Annotated in this window: 7 protein-coding genes; all 7 read right to left on the bottom strand. The window is 73.9% G+C overall.

Features of this window, described 5'->3' with window-relative positions:
• Nucleotides 1-223: 223 nt before the first annotated feature.
• Nucleotides 224-1,027 carry an SGNH/GDSL hydrolase family protein gene (locus AB0D32_RS32090; RefSeq protein WP_357098486.1) on the bottom strand — a complete coding sequence of 268 codons (804 nt, stop codon included), beginning with the start codon at nt 1,025-1,027 and terminating at the stop codon, nt 224-226.
• 241 nt (nt 1,028-1,268) lie between these two features.
• Complete coding sequence (locus AB0D32_RS32085) at nt 1,269-2,447, bottom strand: class I SAM-dependent methyltransferase (protein WP_357098484.1); 1,179 nt, start codon at nt 2,445-2,447, stop codon at nt 1,269-1,271.
• A 52-nt stretch (nt 2,448-2,499) separates the two neighbouring features.
• Nucleotides 2,500-3,300, bottom strand: coding sequence for an alpha/beta fold hydrolase (locus AB0D32_RS32080; protein ID WP_357098482.1), 801 nt, complete (start codon nt 3,298-3,300; stop codon nt 2,500-2,502).
• A gap of 18 nt (nt 3,301-3,318) precedes the next feature.
• Entirely contained in the window at nt 3,319-4,254 is a 936-nt protein-coding gene (locus AB0D32_RS32075) for a TauD/TfdA family dioxygenase (RefSeq protein WP_357098479.1), read from the bottom strand.
• A 97-nt stretch (nt 4,255-4,351) separates the two neighbouring features.
• The gene (locus tag AB0D32_RS32070; RefSeq protein WP_357098476.1) at nt 4,352-5,701 is read right to left on the bottom strand and encodes an MFS transporter; all 1,350 of its coding nucleotides are present in this window, start codon (nt 5,699-5,701) and stop codon (nt 4,352-4,354) included.
• On the bottom strand, nt 5,698-6,681 hold the full coding sequence (locus tag AB0D32_RS32065; RefSeq protein WP_357098473.1) for an ornithine carbamoyltransferase: 984 nt from the start codon (nt 6,679-6,681) through the stop codon (nt 5,698-5,700). The genes AB0D32_RS32070 and AB0D32_RS32065 overlap by 4 nt, the downstream gene beginning before the upstream one ends.
• Nucleotides 6,681-21,320 carry an amino acid adenylation domain-containing protein gene (locus AB0D32_RS32060; protein WP_357098469.1) on the bottom strand — a complete coding sequence of 4,880 codons (14,640 nt, stop codon included), beginning with the start codon at nt 21,318-21,320 and terminating at the stop codon, nt 6,681-6,683. The genes AB0D32_RS32065 and AB0D32_RS32060 overlap by 1 nt, the downstream gene beginning before the upstream one ends.
• Nucleotides 21,321-21,337 lie beyond the last annotated feature (17 nt).

The raw sequence follows: 21,337 nt of genomic DNA, 5'->3' as shown, positions 1-21,337 counted from the left end.
CCCGGGGGCCAAAACAAACCCAGCCACCCCCCGGGGTGGCGGGGCCCCCGCGCCCCGGCGCGGGGGGGTAACCGGGCTCCGGCGCGCCCCCCCGCCCCCGGGCCCCCCCCCCCCATCGGACGGGGCGCGGACGCCGGGCGGGCGGACCGCGCCCCGTCCTCCCGCCCGGGCGGTCCCGGCCCGAGGGGCGGGGCGAGGTCCGCCCGGACGCAGAGCGCGCCGGTCAGTCCGCGGCGGCGCGGAAGACCGGGAGGTAGCCGCCGACCTGGCCGGCCGCGGTGGGGTGGTAGGAGACGCCGAGGGAGGCGAAGTTGAGGGCGTGCATCCACTTCTCGCCGTAGCTGCACAGCTGGTGACCGACGAAGGCGGAACGCACGTCGGCGAAGGTGAAGCCGGCGGAGGTGGCGGCGGTGCGGGTGAGGTTGTCGATCAGGTTGATGCCCTCGTTGATCTTCGCGCGCGAGGTGGCGCTCAGCCCGACGCAGACGGTGCCGAGCTGGTAGAAGACGGGGTAGCCGACGACCACGACCCGGGCGTTGGGCGACCGGGTCTTGATTCCGTTGTAGACGTTACGCAGCAGGCTGGGGAGCTGGGCGCGGGCCTTGTCCTCGGCGGCCTGCACCGCGGCGACGCACTGGGTGGTGCCCTGGAGCACGCAGGTGCTCAGGATGTTGGAGAAGCCGACGTCGTTGCCGCCGACCGTGACGCTGACCAGCGTGGTGGTGGAGCTGAGCGCCGAGAGCTGCGTGTTGATCACGCTCGTGGTGGTGGCGCCGGAGCAGGCGACCGAGCGGTACGACGCGGGCTTGACGGCGGCGGCGTACAGGGCCGGGTAGGCGTTGGTGCTGCGCTGGCAGGAGCCGCTCTCGCTGGTGTAGCTGCCGGCGCCCACGCCCGAGGCGTACGAGTCGCCGAGCGCCACGTAGCGGTCGGCGGGCGCGGCCTGTGCGGGCGCGGACAGGGTGAGGCTGACGCCGAGAGCCGTGGCCAGGCTCAGGGCGAGGGTAACGAGACGGGTTCTCCGCACGTCGCACTCCGGGGGTAGAGGAATCGAGTGCGAGATTGATATCACCGAATATTCGTGGCCGAAAGATCTTGCCGGAAGATATAGGGGTATCGGCAAGGACCTACCGGGTTCCCGTGCCGGTGCGCCCACCCGACAGGGGTCGCGCACGCCCGGGCCGGGGTCGCGACCGTACGCCGGCCGCGACGGTCACGGCTCGGCGGACGGCGGCCCTGGTCCCGGGGCGCGCGGGGTGACCGGAACGTCAGCGGGACGACCCGGCCGCGCCCGTGGCCGTCGCCACGAACACGGTCTGCACCTGCTCGTCGTCGTCGAGCCCCGGCACGGCGTGCGCCCGCACGTCGACGAAGCCGGCCTGGTGTAGGGCGGCCCGCCAGCCGGCCACGTCCAGCAGCGGGGACGCCTCGACGCGCGGCTCGTCGTCCGCGTGCCGCCACCATCCCTCGGCCAGCCCGAAGGTCAGCGTGTTGTAGTCGAGGCGGCTGGTCATCTCGTTGATCACCAGGATGCCGCCCGGCTTGAGCAGCGAGTGGCAGTGCCGCAGCGCGGTGGAGATCCGCAGGGTGGCGTGCAGGACGTTGCTGGCCAGCACCACCTCCATCGAGCCGGGTTCGAAGCCCTGCTCCTCGGGCGCGCCCTCCACGTTGTACCGGGCGAAGTCGACGTGGGGCCGGGTGGCGCCGAAGCTCCGTCGCGCCAGCCGCAGGAACGCCGGGCCCACGTCGGTGTAGAAGTACCGCAGCCGCTCCGCCCGGTCCGCCAGGGCGTCCAGCACCGGGCCGGTGGTGCCACCGGTCCCCGCCCCCACCTCCAGGACCTGGGCGTAGGAGCGGGGATAGCGCCGCAGGAACTGCCTCACGTGCTCGTGCACCTGCGCCGCGCAGAGCCGGTTGTAGAAGTCCAACTGGACGTTGTCCCGGTAGATCGCGGAGACCAGGTCCGCCGAGCCGCCCGGAAAGAGCACCTCGTTCGCCGGCCGCTCGCCCCGCACCACCTCGACCAGCTGCGTCTGGCAGGCCACCAGCAGCGGCACGTACCCGGCCGCCTCCGGATGCTCCCGCCGCAGGGCCGTCGCCGCCGCGTCGACCGCGTCGTCCTCGGCGAGCCCGGCCACCTCGGCGAGGCGGTCGGTCACGGCGAGCCGGTCGCCGTTCCGGCGTAGGAGGTCGGCGCGCTCCAGGATGTCGAGCAGGGCGTCGCCGAGCCGCTGGTATTCGGGAGCCGCCGCGAGCCGGGCCAGGATCTCGCCCCGGCCGGCTGTGGCGCCGTGAGCGGGCAGGACGTCCATCGCCGCCATCCGGGCCGCCAGCAGCCGGCGGCCGAAGTTTGTCACCGCCTCGAAGGAGGTCCGGAACCGCGCGTAGCGTTCCTGGTCCAGGTCCACGAGCGGCGACGGCGTCGCCTCGACGTCCAGTTCGGTCACGATGCGTCCTCCAGGTGCGACTACAGTGGTGCCGTTCAGGTCAGGCGGGCGGTCACCGCAGCGCCCCCGCCGGTGGTGCGGCCAGCCGGCCGCCGAGCTGCGTACTCAGGTCCGCGAGCAGGTCGTTGCGCGCCGGCACCAGGTAGAAGTGGTCACCGGGAAACGCGCGCAGCCGGAAGCCCCCGGTGGTCAACTCCGTCCAGGCGGAGACCGAGTTCGGGTCGCAGGTCGGGTCCCCGGTGCCGAGGTACGCCACGATCGGCGCGGACACCTGCCGCGGCTCGCACGGCAGGTAGCCGTGGATCAGCCGCAGGTCCGCGCGGAGCGCCGGCACGACCAGCCCCCGCAGCTTCGCCGAGCGGAAGACCGCCGCGTCCACCTCGCCGAGCGCGGCGATCCGGGAGAGGAACTCCTCGTCGTCGAAGTCGTCCGGATCCTCGCCGATGCGCGTGGCGTGCGGTGCCCCGTGCCCCGAGACGAACAGGACGGTCGGCACGATCCCGAACCGCTCCTCGAGCCGGACGGCCACCTCGTAGGCGACCGACGCGCCCATGCTGTGCCCGAACAGCGCGAGCGGGCGGTCCAGGTACGGCGTGAGCGACTCGGTGATCCGGTCGGCGAGCGGGTCCATCCGCTCGACGCACGGCTCGGAGTGCCGGTCCTGCCGGCCGGGGTAGCGGACGGCGAGCAGGTCGACGGAGTCCGGCAGCCGACCTGCCCACGACTGGAAGAAGCCGGCCGCCCCGCCGGCGTGCGGCACACACACCAACCGCACCCCGGCGTCACCGCCACCCCGGAACACCCGCAGCCACGGATCGCCGCCGACCGGGCGGAGCAGGGACATCTGGGACATCTTCCTCGGCTACGCCCGTCAGTCCGACATCGCCACCAGCACCCGGCGGTCACCCGTGTACGGGCGCCGGCCGTGCGCGGTGAGCACGTTGTCGATCAGCAGCAGGTCGCCGACCCGCCAGTCGACGTCGACCGCGGCCTCCAGACCACGGTCGCGGATCTGGGTGACGTACTCGTCGGGGATCGGTGAGCCGTCGGCGAAGGTGACCGACTGGGGCAGCTCGTCCGGGCCCATCACCTGGGTCATCACGCGGGCGATGTCGTCATCGAGACCGGCCGGGTGCCACTGGTCCGCCTGGTTGAACCACACCTCGACCCCGGTGACCGGGTGTCGGAGGGTGGCCGGCCGGAGCTGGATCACGCGCAGCCCGTCGGCGGTCCACTCCCAGGTGGCACCGGCCCCGGCGAGGAACTCCTCGACCTCGTCGCGGCTGTCGGTCTCGAAGGTCTCCCGCCAGCTCTTGCCCAGCCCCATGCCGTCGTGCAGGTTCTGCTGGTAGCGCAGTCCGCCGGCGAAGTCGGCGCGCAGCTGCGGGTCCAGCGAGTCGAGCCACAACGCGGCGTCGACCACCGGGGTGGCACCGCCCGTCTCGGCCGCGATCTGACAGAAGAAGAGCAGCCGGGCCGGCCACTGGGCGGCGTACGACAGCTCGTTGTGCATCGAGATGGTGTACCGGGCGGGGTACTCGGTGGAGGTGTAGACGTTGCGTCCCACCTTGGTACGCGGCGAGTTGCCGTGCACGTAGGCCAGCCGTCTCGGCAGCAGCAGGTCCATCACCGGGTCCAGGGTCTCCGGCCGGACGCCGAAGCCACGGAAGACGAGCGCCTTCTCGGCGGTGAGCACCTCCGCCAGGTCCAGCTCACGCAGATGGCCGACCAGACCCTCGGCGCTCGGCGCGCAGCCCGCGCTCTCCGGGGTGATCTCCAACGGCTTCCAGCTCGCGTGCTCGTTCATTCCAGGGCTCCTTACCGTCCCGGGCTCAGCGATCCTTCCCAGGCTCCGCCGCGCCGCTATATTTCATCGATACCGTCGGGCACCCGGCCCGTCCCGCTCACCGGGCGGGCGTCTTCCCCACCGCGGGCTCTGCCTCGGCCCGCTCTGTCTCCGCGCGCTCTGTCTCCGCCCGCTCGGCCTTTGCCCGCTCGGCTTCGGCCCGCTCCTCCTCGGCACGGGCGCGACCGCCGAAGGCGAGCACCGCGAGCACCGCGATCACCCCCATCGCCCCACCCACGATCAGCATCGCCTTGGTGATGCTCGTCGAGTCGAGCAGGAAGCCCGCGAACAGCGCCCCCAGCGAGTTGGCTCCCGAGCTGAGCAGCATGACGATCGAGCCGGCCCGCCCGCGCAGGTGGTCCGGCGCGCTCTGGAGCACGTACAGCATCCCGGCCACGTTGCTGATGCCCGCGCCGTAGTGGATCAACGCGAAGATCGCGCCGACGACGACAAGTCCCGGCGCCAGCCCGATCAGCGGCATCAGCACCGCCCAGGAGATGTTGACGCCCATGATGATCCGGCGGATCCCCCAGCGACCCAGGTAGAAGTTGCTGGTCATCGCGCCGGCCATGCCGAAGACGCTGTTCACCACCAGCAGCACGCCGACCGTGGGTGGCGAGCCGCCCTGGTTCTTGACGATCACCACGAGACCCAGGCCCAGCACCTGGAACAGGATGTTGCTCGCCGCGAAGAGACCGAGGGCGCGGCGCAGGTACACCTGGCCCCAGATGAAGACGAAGCCCTCCCGCACGCGGGCCAGCAGGCCACCGGGCTCGTCCGCGCGCGCCTTCGGCGCCTGCAGGTCCCGCCGGACGAAGAGCAGGGTGACCAGGGAGATCAGGTGCATCAGCAGGGCGAAGCCGAACGGCGCCCAGCGGGTCAGCGCGTACAGCAGGGTGCCGGCCGGCTGGCCGAGGATGCTGGCCGCGTTGGCCCGCGACTCGTTGGCCGCCGTCGCGGCACCGTACTGGTCGGCCGAGACCACGTTGAACACCGCGGCGCGTTCGGCCAGGGCATAGCAGATGCCCAGGCTGGCCTCCACGAACGCGACCGCCATCAGGTGCGGCAGCCACACCGAGTCCCGGGCGACCGCGACCGCGACGCTGCCGATCGCGACGATCCGCCCGGCGTTGCAGAGCACCATCGTCCGGCGGCGGTCCCAGCGGTCGACGAGCGCCCCCGCCGGCAACTGGGTGACCAGGTTGGGCAGCAGCGCGGCGAAGGTGACCAGGCTGGCCGCCGCGGCCGATCCGGTGGACCAGAAGACCAGCAGGGTGTAGCTGATGGAGGTGGCCCGGGAGCCCAGCGCGGAGACCCCGGAGCCGACCCAGAGCAGCAGGAAGTCACGGTTGCCGGTCAGGCGACCCGGCTGCCGGGACGTGGCCGCCGGGTGCCCGACCGCGCTCACGCCGGATGCCCGACGGGCGCGGCCTGGCACCAGTCGAGCACGGCCATCGCGCTGTAGAGCTTGTTCTCCGCCTGCTGGAAGGCGATGCTGGCCGGCCCGTCGAGCACCTCGGCGGTCACCTCCTCCCCCCGGTGTGCCGGGAGGTCGTGCATGAAGACCGCGTGCGGGCTACGCCGCCACAGTTCCAGGTCCACCCGGAACGGGGCGAAGTGCGAGCGCCAGTTCGGGTCGGGCTTGCTGGTGCCCGTGGTCTGCCAGCGGGTGGTGTAGATGGCGTCCATGTCGCCCGGCAGGTCGTCCATGTCGTGCCGCTCGACGATGCGGGCGCCGCAGCGCTGCGCCTGCGTCTGCGCGACCGCCGCGATGTCGGCCGGCAGCCCGTACCCCGCCGGGGTGCGCAACTCCAGCTCCACACCGGGGAAGCGGGTCAGCGCCAGGGCCAGCGCGGTCGCGGTGTTGTTCGCCTCGCCCAGGTAGAGCAGCCGCAGGTGCTCGATCCGGCCGAAGCGCCGCAGCAGGGTGGTCAGGTCGGCCAGCGCCTGGGTCGGGTGTTCCTCGGCGCTCATCGCGTTGATCACGGCCATCCGGTCCTGCTGCGACCAGTCGCGCATCTCCCCCGGGTCGGCGGCCGTACGCGCCACCAGCACGTCGAGCATGCCCGACAGCACCCGGCCGGTGTCCGCGCTGGACTCCCCCGTGTTGACCTGGAGGTCGTTCGGCCCGTACTGGATGGTCTTCGCGCCGAGCCGCAGCGCGGCGACGGTGAACGCGGTCCGGGTGCGGGTCGACGTCTTCACGAAATAGGTGCCCACCACCCGGTCGGCCAGCGAGTTGGCGGATTCGCCGGCGGCGAACCTCGCCCCCCGGGCCACGATCGAGTAGAGATCGTCGTCGGCCAGGTCGCGGATCGACACCAGGTGCCGCACCTGCCGGGCCGGCGGGTCGGTGACCGCTGCGGAAGTGCTCGGTACGGTCGTCATCACATTTCCTCCGTGAATCCGGTGTCAGACGCCAGCAGGGACATGACCTCGTAGCCCGCGTCGCCGTTGGTCAGCAGCACCAGCCCGGACCCGTCGGGGACCCGGCCGGCGGTGAGCGCCCGGTAGCCGGTCGTCCAGCCCCGGTGGCTGAACTCCACCCGGGCTCCGGCGGGCCCCTCGATGCGGTCCACCAGGCAGCCGAGACCGAAGGTCCCGCCCGGGCCGGTCGTCAGTTGTGCCACGGCCAACTCCTGGTCCAGCAGGGCCGAGCGCCCCTGGTACGCGATGTGGATCTCCCTGGTGAGCTGCGCCAGGTCGGTCGCGGTGGTCCAGAGACCGGCCGCCGCCGGATCCGCCCGCACCTCCCAGCCGCCCGGGAGCGGCTCGCCCCGCTCGTCGTGCCCGACGGCCACCGGCCGGCCGGATGTCTCCGGGAAGCTCTGGTCGAAGCTGCTGCCTGTCATGCCCAGCGGTTCGAAGAGCAGCTCGGCCATCAGGGCGGCGAAGGGCGTCGCGGTGGCGTCCTCCATGAGCTGCTGCACCACCACGAAGTGGCTGTTGCGCTCCACCGCGACCGGGTCGGGCCCGTCCTGGGCCCGGATCGGGTCACTGGGCACGCCACGGCCGTGCAGCAGGTCCGACAGCGTCGGCACGGGGCCGCCGCGTGGGTGGCCGGTGCTGCCCGTCGGGGTCAGCCCGGCGACGTGGCTGAGCAACTGGCGCAGGCTCACCGGCCGCTCGGTGGGCAGCTGCCAGCCCTTCAGGTACGCGTTGACGTCCGCGTCGAGCTGGAGCTGCCCCCGCCCGACCAGGGCCAGCGCACCCACCGCGGCGACCAGCTTGCTGACCGAGCCGACCTGGAAGATGGTCGCCGGGGTCACCGCAGCGCCGCCACCGGCCGCGCAGTGCCCGGCGGCGCGGACCTCCACCAGTTCGCCGTCCGCGAGCAGCGCCAGCGACGCGCCGGGCACCCGGTGGGCGGCGAGCATCGGCTCGATCGGCGGCAGCACCGCCGCCGTACGCGCCACGCCGGGCCGTACCGCCGGATCGGCCGGTGTCGCCGGGCCGACGGACTCCGCCGATTCGGCCGGGGTGAGCGAGGCGGCCAGCTCCGCCAGCGTCCGGTCGAGCATCGCCGCCCGCAGCGTCAGCGGGACACCGGCCTGTCGCGCCGCCGTCACCACCGGTACGACCAGCAGTGAGTGCCCGCCCAGGGCGAAGAACCGGTCGTGCCGGCCGACCCGGTCGTTCTCCAGGACCCGGGTCCAGATATCGGCGATCAGCTGCTCCAACCCCGGCCGGGGCGGGGTGTGGCCGGCCGCCCCGGTCAGGTCCACCGGGGGCAGCGCCCGACGGTCGACCTTTCCGTTGGCGTTGAGCGGGATGGCCGGCACCGGGACGAAGACGCTCGGCACCAACTGGCTCGGCAGCCACCGGGCACAGTGCTCGGCCAGGTCCGGCGCGTCGCCGACATGGTAGGCGACCAGGCGGGGGCCGCCCGGGCCCGCCGCGTCGACGGTGACCACCGCGTCCCGTACGGCCGGATGCGCGACCAGCACCGCCCGGACCTCGCCGGGCTCCACCCGGTGACCACGGATCTTCACCTGGTCGTCGACCCGGCCGAGCAGGTCCAGCTGCCCGTCGGGCAGCCAGCGTCCCAGGTCGCCGGTGCGGTACAGCCGCCCGCCGCCCGCGTCGAACGGGTCGGGCACGAACCGGTCGGCCGTCAGGGCCGGCCGGCCGGCGTAGCCCCGGGCGAGGCCGGGACCGCCGAGGTGGACGTGGCCGACCACGCCGACCGGCACCGGTTGCAGGTCGGCGTCGAGGACGTACGTCCGCATCCCGCCCAGCGGCCGACCGATCGGCGCGACGTCGCCCGGCAGCGGCCCGGTGACCGGGTACCGGCTGACCGCCACGGTCGCCTCCGTCGGCCCGTACTCGTTGAGCAGCACGCTGCCCGGCGCGAGCGCGTGCCAGCGGTCGCAGACCTGCCGGGTCAGCGCCTCGCCCCCCAGCACCAGCAACGGGGTCAGGGCGGCGGCCTGTTCCGCGCCGAGCTGGCGGGTCAGCAGGTCGAGGTGGCCGGGGGTCAACTTGACGAAGCTGAATGGGCCGGCGTCGGCCAGCCGCGGGCCCAGCTCGTCCAGGCCGGCGTCGGGCGGCAGCAGCCACAGCCGCTGCCCGGTGACCAGCGGCGCCCAGATGCTGGTCACCACCATGTCGAACGCGACCGACGAGAAGAGCGCGGCGCCGCCGGTGCGCTCGGCGACCAGTTCCTCGGCCGCCCAGCCGAGATAGTTGGCGAGGCTCCGGTGGCTGATCTGCACCCCGTTGGGGCGGCCGGTCGAACCGGAGGTGAAGATGACGTACGCGAGGTGGTCCGGGTCGGGGCGGCCGGCCGGCGGGTCGACGGGCAGCCCCGCGATCCGGTCGGCGTCACGGTCGAGCAGCACCAGCTCCACCCCGGCGAACCGGTCGGCGTACCCGGCCGAGGTCACCACCACCGTCGCCCCGGCGTCGGCGAGCATCGCGGCCACCCGCTCGGCCGGGTGTGCCGGATCGATCGGCAGGTACGCGCCGCCGGCCCGCCAGACCCCGAGCAGGGCGGCGACGAGGTCGACGCCCCGGTCGAGCAGCACCCCCACGACCCGCTCCGGGCCGACCCCGGCCCCGCGCAGGCGGTGGCCGATCCGGTTGGCCGCCGCGTCCAGTTCGGCGTAGGTCGTACCGTCGACGGCCTCGGCGTCGGGGGTCGCCGCGGCCCGCGCCGCCACCCGGGCCGGGACGAGGTCGACGCACCCCGGCACGGCGGAGGGGTTCCAGCCCACCAGCACGTCGTCCCGCTCCCCGGCCGGCAGGTACGCCTCGCGGGGGTCCCCGTCGGGGTCGGCCACCATGGCTTCCAGCACCAGCCGGTACATGCCGCCCAGCCGCGCCGCGTCGGCCCGCCCCATGGCGTGACTGTCGGTGCTCAGTTCGAGCCGGCCGGCACCCGCGGCGACGGCGAGCGCGAACTCGGAGGTGCTCGCGCCGATCCGCTCCACGGGCGCGGTGCGCCCGCCGTCCACCTCTGTGAAGTCGAGGTAGCTGAAGTAGACGTCGGTGAGGCGGGCGCCGCGGCCGGAGGTGCGGATGGCCGGCGCCGGGTAGCGCCGGTGCGGCCACAGGTCGGCCTCCCGGGCGTGCACCCGCTGGACCATCTCCCGCCAACTGCCCGCCCGCCGGTCGTGCGGGAACGGCAGGGTGTTCAGCGACATCGCGTAGACCCGCTCGCTGCCCACCACGTCGGGCCGGGTGTTGCAGACCAGCCCGCTGTAGAAGGCCGGCTCGTCGGTGAGCTGGCTGAGCACCTTCAGGTGCGCGGCGTGCAGCACCGCCTTGAGCGACACCCGGGCCGCCGAGGCCAGGGCCCGCAGCTGGGGCTCCAGGTCCGCGTAGGAAACCACCTCGGTGTACGGCTCCCGGACGGCCGGCGCCGGCGGCGCCCATCCGGCGGGGAGCAGGAACCTCGGGTGGTGCTCCACCACGTCCTGCCAGTACCGCTGGTCGTCCGCCGAGGCCAGGGCGCGCAGTTCGCCGGCGACGAAGTCGGCGAACCGCACCCCGGGCGCAGTGCTGGTGGTGTCGGGGCCGGCCCCCGCCCGCCGGGCGTGGTACCGGTCGAGGATCTCCATCACCAGGGCGTGCAGGCTCCAGCCCTCGATGATCACGTGGCAGATGGTGAGCACCAGCCGCCAGCTCCGGTCCGTCTCCAGGCACACGGTGAACCGCAGCAGCGGCGCCCGCTCGACGTCGAACAGCTCGTTGTACTCCTCGCCGACGAGCCGGCGCACCAGGGCCACCCGGTCCGCCTCGGCCAGCCCACGCAGGTCACTCGTGGCCACCGGTACGTCCACCGTGGCGTGCACCAGTTGCATGGGCACCGAGTAGCTGGTGGTGTCCACCGAGGTACGCAGCACGTCGTGCCGGGCCACCACCTCGTCGACGGCGGCCCGCAGCGTCGCCAGGTCGAACGGCTCGTCGTCGGGGACGACGAACGAGACGACGTTGTGGTAGTGGTTCTGGCCGTTGTCCGCCAGCATCTCCAGCAGCATGCCGAGCTGCACCCGTGACAGCGGGTACGCGTCGTCCAGCCCGTCCGGCAGCAGCGCGAGGTCGGCGGGGGCGACCAGCTCGAAGGGTTCGACCGGGCGTTCGGTCGGCTCCGGCGCGTCCCGGCTCGCCAGCACCTCGCAGAGCGCCCGGACGGTCGGGTGCCGGAAGACGTCCGCCACCGTCACGTCCAGCCCGGCCGCGCGCATCGTGCTGGCCAGCACGAGCGCCGTGATCGAGTGCCCGCCGAGGTCGAAGAAGCCGGCGGAGACGCTGACCGCCGGCAGGCCCAGCACGTCGGCCCAGATACCGGCGACCCGCTCCTCCAGCGGCCCGTCGGGGCTGACGAAGTCCCGGCCGGAGACCGGGGCGCCGCCCGTCGGCGCGGGCAGGGCCCGCCGGTCCAGCTTGCCGCTGTTGTTGCGGGGCAGCTGCTCCAGCACCACGAACGCCGCCGGGATCATGTACTCCGGCAGGCCGAGCGCCAACCGTGCGCGCAGCGGCCCGATCTCCGGCAGGTACCCGTCGCCGGTCACCAGGTACGCGGTCAGGCGGGGGTCGGCCGGGTCGTCGGCGCGGAGCACGACGACCGCCTCCTCGACGCCCGGCAGCGCGGTCAGCGCCGCCTCGATCTCGCCCGGCTCGATCCGGTAGCCGCGGACCTTCACCTGGTCGTCGAGGCGGCCGAGGAACTCCACGCTGCCGTCGGGCAGCCGGCTGGCCAGGTCACCGGTGCGGTACATCCGGCTGCCGGGCGGGCCGTACGGGTCGGGCAGGAACCGCAGGGCGGTCAGCTCCGGCTGGTTGAGGTAGCCCCGGGCCACCCCGTGCCCGGCCAGGTACACCTCACCGGGCACCCCGATGGGCGCGGGGTGGCCGTACTGGTCGAGCACGTACATCCGCACCCCGGACAGCGGCCGGCCGATCCGGCTGCCCACCCCGGGCGCCAGGTCGGCCCGGGTGACCCGGTGGTACGTCGAGTAGACGGTGGTCTCGGTGATCCCGTACATGTTGACCAGCGCCACCCGGGCCAGCCCGAGGCGGGCCGCCCACGGCGCGAGCTCGGTGAAGTCCAGCTTCTCCCCCGCGACCACCACCGCGCGCAGCGACAGGTCCCGGATGCCGGGGGCGTCGTCGGCGGCGAGCCGGACGAGCCCGCGCAACGCCGTCGGGGTCTGCGCCAGCATGGTGACCCGCTGCGTCACCAGCAGGTCGAGCAGGTCCTGCGGCACCCGGGCCACCTCGCGGGGCACGAGCACCAGCCGGCTGCCGTGCAGCAGCGCACCCCACAGCTCCCAGACGGAGACGTCGAAGGCGTACGAGTGGAACAGCGCCCACACGTCGGTCTCGTCCACCGCGTAGTGCTCCTGCGCGGCGTCGAGCAGGCGCAGCACGTTGGCGTCGCTCACGCACACGCCCTTGGGCCGGCCGGTCGAGCCGGAGGTGTAGATGACGTACACCAGGTCGTCCGGGTCGCGGACGATCCCCGGATCGGTCTCCGGGTGCCCGTCCAGGTCGCCGGCGTCCAGCAGCACCCGCCGCCCGTCGAAGTCGGCGAGCAGGTCCACCTGGGCGGAGGTGGTGACCACGGTCCGCACCCCGGCGTCGGCCAGCATGTAGCTGATCCGCTCGGCGGGCTGGGCCGGGTCCAGCGGCAGGTACGCCGCCCCGGCCTTGAGCACGCCGAGCAACGCGGGCACGAGGTCGGCGTCCCGGTCGAGGCAGACCCCGACGGTCTCCCGGCCGGCGCCGGCCGCGCGCAGGTGGTGCGCCAGCCGGTTGGCGGCCGCGTCGACCTGGGCGTAGGTCAGCTCGACGGCGCCGGCCACCACCGCCACCGCCCGCGGGTCCCGGGCCAGCTGGGCCTGGAACAGCTCGACCATGTTGCCCGTGACCGGCTCGTCCGCACCGGTGTCGGTGACGCCGAGCAGCCGGTCGCGCTCGCTCCCGGGCACGCAGACCGCCTGGCAGTCGCCGTCGGGATCGGCGACCATCGCCTCCAGCACCGCGCGGTACATGCCGGCGATCCGGTCCAGGTTGGCCTGGCTGACCAGCCCCGCCCGGGCGGAGAGCGCGTAGCGGCCCCGCTGGGCGAAACAGGAGAGGTCGAACTCGGTCGCGCCCTCGCCGGCGGCGCCGGTGACCACCGGGCCGGCGGCGTCGCCCTGCGCGGCGCGGGTGAAGTCCTGGTAGTTGAACAGGACGTGCAGCAGCCGGTGCCCGGCCTCGCGCTGCATCTCGGCCAGCGGGAACCGCCGGTGCGGCCACAGCTCGACCTCCCGGTCGAACACGGCGGCGACGAGCTCCCGCCAGCTGCGGGCCGACCGGTCGTAGGGGAACGGCACGGTGTTGAGGTACATGCCGTGCACCTCGTCGGCGCCGAGCACCTCGGGCCGGGCGTCGCAGACGAGACCGGCGTGGAAGCCCGGCTCGCCGGTGAGCTGGCTGAGCACCTTCAGGTGCGCGGCGTGCAGCACCGCCTTCACCGACACGTCGGCGTCGCGGGCGAGGGCACGCAGCGCGTCGTCCAGGTCGGCGAAGTCGACCGTGGCGTCGACGGTCCCGTCCGGCGCGGCCGGATCACCCCAGCCGGTGGGCAGCGTGAACGGGTCGCGCCCGTCCCACACCGACCGCCAGTGCTCCCGGTCGGCGGTGGACTCCAGTGCGGCGATCTCGGCGGCGATGAAGTCGGCGTAGCGCACGGCCGGCAGGTCGACGGCCGACGGGGTACGGCCGTCGACCCGCTCGGCGTAGCCGTCGAGCACCTCGGTGACCAGCCGCGCGCTGCTCCAGCCCTCGGTGATGGCATGACAGATGGTGAAGGTGAACCACCAGCTCTCGTCGCCCTCCACGTGTGCCGCGACCCGCAGCAGCGGCGCGGTGAAGACGTCGAACGGGCGGGCCCGCTCGGCGGCGATGAACTCCGCGAAGAGCTCGGCGTGCCGCTCTGCCGGAATGCCCCGGCCGTCCTCGACGTGCACGACGGGTGCGGCGTCGGCGTGCACGAGCTGCATCGGCACCGAGTAGGTGACCAGGTCGAACGAGGTGCGAAGGATCTCGTGCCGGGCGACCACCGCCCGGACCGCGCCGCGCAGCGCCTCGGCGTCGAACGGCCGCCCGTCGCGGACCTGGTGGGCGAGGACGCTGTGGTAGACGGCGCGGTCGCCGCTGACGGCGGACTCCACCAGCATGCCGAGCTGGGTGCGCGACGCCGGGTAGGCGTCGACCACGCCGGCGGGGAGCCTGGCCCGGTCGGCGGCGCCGATCAGCGCGTACGGCGCGACCGGCCGGAAGACCTCGGCGTCGGAGCCGGTCAGCGCGGCGGCCAGCCGGCGCACGGTGCGGTGCGCGAAGACGTCCCGCACGCTGGTCGGGTGGCCGGCGGCCCGCAGGTTGCCGACCAGGGTGACCGCGAGCATCGAGTCGCCGCCCAGGTCGAAGAAGCTGTCGGTGACGCTGACCTGTGCGACGCCGAGCACCCGCGCCCAGATCGCGGCGATCTCCGCCTCCACGTCGCCGGTCGGGGCCTGGTACTCCCCGGTGGCGTACGAGCCGGCGTCGGGGGCCGGCAGCTGCCGCCGGTCGACCTTGCCGTTCGGGTCCTTCGGGATGGCGTCGACGGTGACGTAGGCGGCCGGAACCATCGCCTCGGGCAGCACGGCCAGCAGCCGCTCCCGCAGCCGGGCCGGGGTCGGTGCGTCGCCGGTGGCCGGCAGCACGTACCCGACGAGGGTGCGCCGGCCGTCGTGCTCGCGGACCGCGGCGACCGCGTCGGCCACGCCGGGGCAGGCCCGCAGGGCCGTCTCGATCTCCCCCAGCTCGATGCGTACGCCGTGCAGCTTGACCTGCGAGTCGAGCCGGCCCAGGAAGTCGACCGTGCCGTCCGGCCGCCACGCCGCCGCGTCCCCGGTGCGGTAGAGCCTCGACCCGGGCGGGCCGTACGGGTCCGGCACGAACTTCTCGGCGGTCAGTCCGGGCCGTCCCAGGTAGCCCCGGGCCAGCCCCGTCCCGCCGATGCACAGCTCGCCGGGCACGCCGACCGGCACGAGGTCGAGCCGCTCGTCGAGGACGTACAGGCGCAGGTTCGGGTGGGGTGTGCCGAGCGGCACCCGGGACAGCCCGGTCAGTGCGTCGGTGGTGCACCGCCAACTGCTCACGTCGATGGTGGCCTCGGCCGGGCCGTACGTGTTGTGCAGCTCGCAGCCGGGCAGCGCGGCCAGGAAGGACCGGGCCACGTCGAGCGCGATCTCCTCGCCGCCGACCGCCACCGACCGCAGCGACCGGCACCCGGCCAGCCCCTCGGCGAGCAGCGCCGGGAGCATCGACGGCACGAAGTGCACGGTGGTGACGCCCTCGCGGGCCATCAGCTCGCACAGGTACGCGGGGTCGCGGTGCCCGCCGGGGCGGGCCACCACGATCCGGGCGCCCGCCGACAGGGCCGCGTAGACCTCGCCCGGTGAGACGTCGAAACCGATCTCGGTCTTCTGGAGCACGACGGCGTCGGCGTCCAGCCGGTAGACCTTCGCGCCGACGTGGTCGGTGCGGTTGACCAGGGCCCGGTGGGACATCAGCGAGCCCTTGGGGCGGCCGGTGGAGCCGGAGGTGTAGATGACGACGCTGCCGTTGTCCGGGTCGGTGAGCGGTTCCGGGTCCGTCGGCGGCTGGCCGGCCCAGGCGTCCGGGTCGTCCAGCAGCACCACCGTGGCGTCGACCGGCGGCAGTTGCGCCCGCAGCTCGGCGGTGGTGAGCAGCACCGGGGCCGCCGCGTCGGCCAGCATGAACGCCAACCGCTCCGCCGGATACGACGGATCCAACGGCAGATACACCCCACCCGCCTTGTGCACCGCCACCATCGCCACGACCTGCTCCACCGACCGGTGCGCACACACCCCGACCAGGACCTCCGGACCCACCCCCAACTCCCGCAGGTGATGCGCCAACCGGTTCGCCCGACCGTTCAACTGCCCGTACGAGAACGACACGCCCTCGGCCGTGATCGCCACCGCGTCCGGCCGCCGCGCGGCCTGCGCCTCGAACGCCGCCGGCAGGTACCCGCCGACCTCGACGCCACGGCCGGGCGTGAACCGGGCGAGGTCGGCCCGTTCCCCGGCGGGCAGGCGCAGCGCCGTCGCGTCCCCACCCGGGTCGGTCACCATGGCCGTCAGCACCTCGCGGAACATCGCCCCGATCCGCACCAGGGCGGTCGGGTCGGCGGTCCGGCTGTCGCTGACCAGGCGGACGGTGCCGCCGCCGGCCCCGACCGACAGGCCGAACTCGGTGGCTCCGGGGCCGCCGACCTCGACGGCGTCGGAGCCGGACGCCTCGACGGCCCCGCCGCCGTCCTGCCGGGTCTCGACGTAGCCGAAGACGACGTCGATCGGCCGGGAACCGGCGTCGGCCAGCCGCGCCACCGCGGGCAACGGGTAACGCCGGTGCGGCCACAGCTCCACCTCACGGTCGAACACCGACCGCACCAGTTCCCGCCACGTGCCCGCCGACCGGGCGTGCGCGAACGGCAGCACGTTGATGTACATCCCGTGCACCCGCTCCGCGCCCCGCACCTCCGGCCGCGCGTCACACACCAGGCCCGTGTAGAAGGTGGACTCGTTGGTGAGCTGGCTCATCACCTTCAGGTGTGCGGCGTGCAGCACCGCCTTGACCGAGGTGCCGGTGTCGCTGGCGAGGCGGCGGACCGCCGCGTCCAGGTCGTGCACGTCCACCGTGTACCGGCAGACGGCCGCCGTACCGTTGCGGTCGCCGAAGGCGTCCGGAAGGGTCAGCTTCGGCCGGCCGGTCACCACCGCCCGCCAGTGCTCGGCGGTCTCCGGTGAGCGCAGCGCCTCCAGCTCACCGGCGACGTGGTCGGCGTACCGGACGGCGGAGGGCTCGACCTGTGCCGGCGCCTCGCCGCGGCTGCGCCGCCCGTACCCGCCGAGCAGCTCGGCGAGCAGGGCGTTGAGGTCCCAGCCGCCGGTGACCAGGTGGCTCACCGCGAGGGTCAGCCACCAGGCCCCGGTGCCGTCGGCGTGCGCGGCCACCCGCAGCAGCGGGGTGTCCGAGTCCAGGTCGAACGCGGTACGCCGCTCGGCGGCCAGGTACTCGGCGTACCCGGCGGCCGGGTGCACGGCGACCGGCACGGCGGTGCTCGCGCGCACCAGCTGCATCGGCACCGAGTAGCCGGTCAGGTCGAACGAGGTGCGCAGCGTCTCGTGCCGGGCGACCAGCGCGTCGACCGTCGCCTGGAGCGCGTCGGCGTCGAACGGCCGGCCGTCGTCCACCCGGATCGACTGCACGATGTGGTACAGCGACTTGCCCGGATCCTTCTGGATCTCCACGGCCATGCCGACCTGGGCCTGCGTCGCCGGGTACGCGTCGACCAGCCCGGCCGGCAGGGCGGCCCGGTCGGCGGCGTCGATCAGCGCGTACGGCTCGACGGGGCGAAAGGCCCCCTCCTTGGCGGTGTCGGCCTCGGCGAGGGCGGTGACCAGCCGGCGGATCGTGCGGTGCGCGAAGATGTCCCGCACGGTGACGTCGTGGCCGGCCGCCCGCAGCGACCCGACCAGGGTCACCGCCGTCATCGAGTCGCCGCCCAGGTCGAAGAAGCTCTCGGTGACGCTGACCCGGTCGAGGTCCAGCACCCACGACCAGACGCCCGCCATCGCGGACTCGACCGGGCCGTTGGGCCGCTCGTAGCGGCCCCGGGCGTAGGACCGCGCGTCCGGTGCCGGCAGTTGCCGCCGGTCGACCTTGCCGTGCGGGTCGACGGGGATGGCGTCGATGGTGACGTACGCGGCCGGCACCGTCGCCTCGGGCAGCTCGGCCAGCAGCCGTTCCCGCAGCTCGCCGGGGGTGGGTGCGGAACCGCCGTCGGTGACGAGGTAGCCGACCAGGGTGCGCCGGCCGTCCTGCTCGCGGACCGCGGCGACCGCGTCGGTCACCCCGGGGCAGGCCCGCAGGGCCGTCTCGATCTCCCCCAGCTCGATGCGTACGCCGTGCAGCTTGACCTGCGAGTCGATGCGGCCCAGGAAGTCGACCGTCCCGTCGGCCCGCCACGCCGCCGCGTCCCCGGTGCGGTAGAGCCGCGATCCGGGCTCGCCGTACGGGTCCGGCACGAACCGCTGCGCGGTCAGCCCGGGCGCCCCGAGATAGCCCCGGGCCAGCCCCACCCCGCCGATGCACAGCTCGCCGCGCACCCCGACCGGCACCGGTTGCAGGTGCTCGTCGAGCACCCGGACGGTGAGGTTGGTGAACGGGGTGCCGAGCGGCACCCGGGACAGCCCGCGCAGGGCGTCGACGGTGCAGAGCCAACTGGTGACGTCGACGGTGGTCTCGGCCGGGCCGTACGTGTTGTGCAGCTCGCAGCCGGGCAGCGCGGCCAGGAACGCCCGGGCCACGTCGAGCGCGATCTCCTCGCCGCCGACCGCCACCGACCGCAGCGACCGGCAGCCGCCGATCCCCTCGGCCAGCAGTGCCGACAGCATGCTCGGCACCAGTTCCACCGCCGTGACGCCCTCGCGGACGATCAGCTCGCGCAGGTACGCGGGGTCGCGGTGCCCGCCGGGGCGGGCCACCACGATCCGGGCGCCCGCCGACAGGGCCGCGTAGACCTCGGCCGGGGAGACGTCGAAGCCGATCTCGGTCTTCTGGAGCAGCACCGCCTGCTCGTCGAGGCGGTTGATCCGCCGGCCGGCGTACGCGGAACGGTTGACCAGTGCCCGGTGCGGCACGACGACGCCCTTGGGCTGCCCCGTCGAGCCGGAGGTGTAGATGACGTAGCAGCCGCTGTCCGCGTGGGTGGACGGCTCGGGGTCGGCGGCCGGCTGGCCGGCCCAGGCCGCCGGGTCGTCCAGCAGCACGGTGACCGCGTCGGCCGACGGGAGCTGACCGCGCAGCTCGGCGGTGGTGAGCAGCACCGGGGCCGCCGCGTCGGCCAGCATGAACGCCAACCGCTCCGCCGGATACGACGGATCCAACGGCAGATACACCCCACCCGCCTTGTGCACCGCCACCATCGCCACGACCTGCTCCACCGACCGGTGCGCACACACCCCGACCAGGACCTCCGGACCCACCCCCAACTCCCGCAGGCGACGCGCCAACCGGTTCGCCCGACCGTTCAGCTCGCCGTAGCCGATCCGGGTGTCGCCGCAGGTGAGCGCCACCGCGTCCGGCCGCCGCGCCGCCTGCGCCTCGAATGCCGCCGGCACGTACCCGCCGACCTCGGCGGTGCCGCCGACCGACCAGCCGTCGATCTCGGCGCGCTCGGCGGCCGGCAGGCGGACGGCGACCGCGTCGCCGTCGGGGTCGGCCACCATCGCCGTGAGCACCTGGCGGAACATCGCCCCGACCCGGGCCAGCGCGGCGGGGCCGAAGAGGTGGCTGTCGCCGACCAGGTCGAGGAAGCCGCCGGCGGCGGTCACCTGGAGGGCGAACTCGGTGCCGCCCTCGCCGGCGATCGCCTCGAAGTCGACGGACTCGTCGGCGACCGCCCCGGCCCGGCGGAACTCGGTGTAGTCGAAGACGACGTCGATCGGGCGGGAACCGGCGCCGGCCATCCGCTGCACCGCCGGCAACGGGTAACGCCGGTGCGGCCACAGCTCCACCTCACGGTCGAACACCGACCGCATCAACTCCCGCCAGGTGCCCGCGCCACGTGCGTACGCGAACGGCAGCACGTTGATGTACATCCCGTGCACCCGCTCCGCGCCCCGCACCTCCGGCCGCGCGTCACACACCAGGCCGGTGTAGAACCGCCCCTGGTCGGTGAGCTGGCTCATCACCTTCAGGTGTGCGGCGTGCAGCACCGACTTGGGCGACACGTCGAGGGTCGACGCGAGCGCGCGCAGCTTCGGCTCCAGGTCCTGGTAGCTGACCCGGGTCCGCAGGCTCTCCCGCGGGCCGTCGGTCCGGCCCCAGCCGTCCGGCGTGGTGAAGCCGGCGTACCCGTCGACGACGCCCCGCCAGTACTTCTCGTCCTCGCCCGCCTTCAGCGCCGTCAGTTCGGCGGCGACGAAGTCGGCGTAGCGGACGGCGGTCGGCTCCGGCGACTCGGGCACCATGCCGGCGCTGCGCCGCTCATAGCAGCCGATCAACTCGACCAGGAGGGTGTTCAGGTCCCAGCCGCCGGTGACCAGGTGACTCACCGCGACGGTGAGCCACCAGCCGTGGCCGTCGGTGCGGTGCGCGGCGATCCGCAGCAGCGGCGCCGCCTGGTCCAGCTCGAAGGGCCGGGCCCGCTCGGTGTCGACGTACGCCCGCAGCCGGGCCTCGACGTCCTCGCCGGTCAGCTCCGTCACCCGGACGTCGACCGGCACCTCGGCGTGCACGAGCTGCATCGGCACCGAGTAGCTGGCGAAGTCGAACGAGGTGCGCAGCGTCTCGTGCCGGTTGACCACGTCGCGCACGGCGGCCCGCAGCGCGTCGCCGGAGAACGGTCGTCCACTGTGCACCCGGAAGCAGCGGACGATGTGGTACAGCGACTTGTCGGGGTCCTTCTGGATCTCCACGGCCATGCCGACCTGTGCCTGCACGGCCGGGTAGGCGTCCACGAGGCCGGCGGGCAGGGCGGCCCGGTCGGCGGCGGACAGCAGGGAGAAGGGTGCGACGGCCTGGAAGGCCGGTGCCGCCGGCGCGGCGTCCTTGCCGGAGAGGTGCGCGGCCAGGGCGGCGACGGTGCGGTGCAGGAAGACGTCCCGGACGGCCACGCCGAGGCCGGCGGCCCGCAGCGCGCCGACGAGGGCGACCGCGCGCAGCGAGTCACCGCCGAGGTCGAAGAAGCTCTCCTGGGTGCTGACCTGTTCCAGGTTGAGCACCCGGCCCCAGATCCCCGCCAGTTGGGCCTCCAGCTCGGTCGCCGGGGCGACGTACGCCCGCTCGACCGGCACCGCCGCCTCCCAGAGGGCGGCCCGGTCGACCTTGCCGTTGGCGTTGAGCGGGATCGCCTCGACGGCCACGAACTCGGCCGGGATCATGTACTCCGGCAGTTGCTTCGCGCACCGCGCCCGGATCCGGTCCAGCAGGTCGGGGGCCGGCGCGGCCGGCCGGTAGAACGCCACCAGCCGGGCGTCGCCGTCGGCGGCCGAGCCCGAGACGAGGGCGACCGCGTCGCCGATGCCGTCCACGCCCTCCAGCACCGACTCGATCTCGCCGAGCTCGATCCGGTAGCCCCGGATCTTCACCTGGTGGTCGATTCGGCCGACGAACTCCACCGCCCCATCCGGCAGCCGGCGCACCAGGTCCCCGGTCCGATACATCCGCGCCCCGGGAGCACCAAACGGGTCCGGGACGAACCGCTCCGCCGTCAACCCCGGCTGACCCGCATACCCCCGGGCCACACCCACGCCACCGACATACAACTCACCGACGACACCCACCGGGGACAGTTCGCCGTCGCGGTTGAGCACGTACATGGTCATACCCGGCAGGGCACGGCCGATCGGCACCACCGGACCCGCCTGCTCCCCCTCGACCGGGAAAATACACGTACCCACACTCGCCTCGGTCGGCCCGTACTCATTGACCAGACCACCCGACCCCAACAAACCCAACCACCGGTTCGCCAACG

The sequence above is a fragment of the Micromonospora sp. NPDC048170 genome (genome assembly GCF_040652795.1).
GTDB lineage: Bacteria > Actinomycetota > Actinomycetes > Mycobacteriales > Micromonosporaceae > Micromonospora.
The sequence above is the reverse complement of the archived record's forward strand: the minus strand, read 5'-3'. Positions and strand labels throughout refer to the sequence as shown.

Bases quoted from the DNA above. Each gene is read 5' to 3' on its own strand.
- AB0D32_RS32065 (WP_357098473.1), bottom strand. From the start codon at position 6,681: ATGACGACCGTACCGAGCACTTCCGCAGCGGTCACCGACCCGCCGGCC.
- AB0D32_RS32080 (WP_357098482.1), bottom strand. From the start codon at position 3,300: ATGTCCCAGATGTCCCTGCTCCGCCCGGTCGGCGGCGATCCGTGGCTG.
- AB0D32_RS32075 (WP_357098479.1), bottom strand. From the start codon at position 4,254: ATGAACGAGCACGCGAGCTGGAAGCCGTTGGAGATCACCCCGGAGAGC.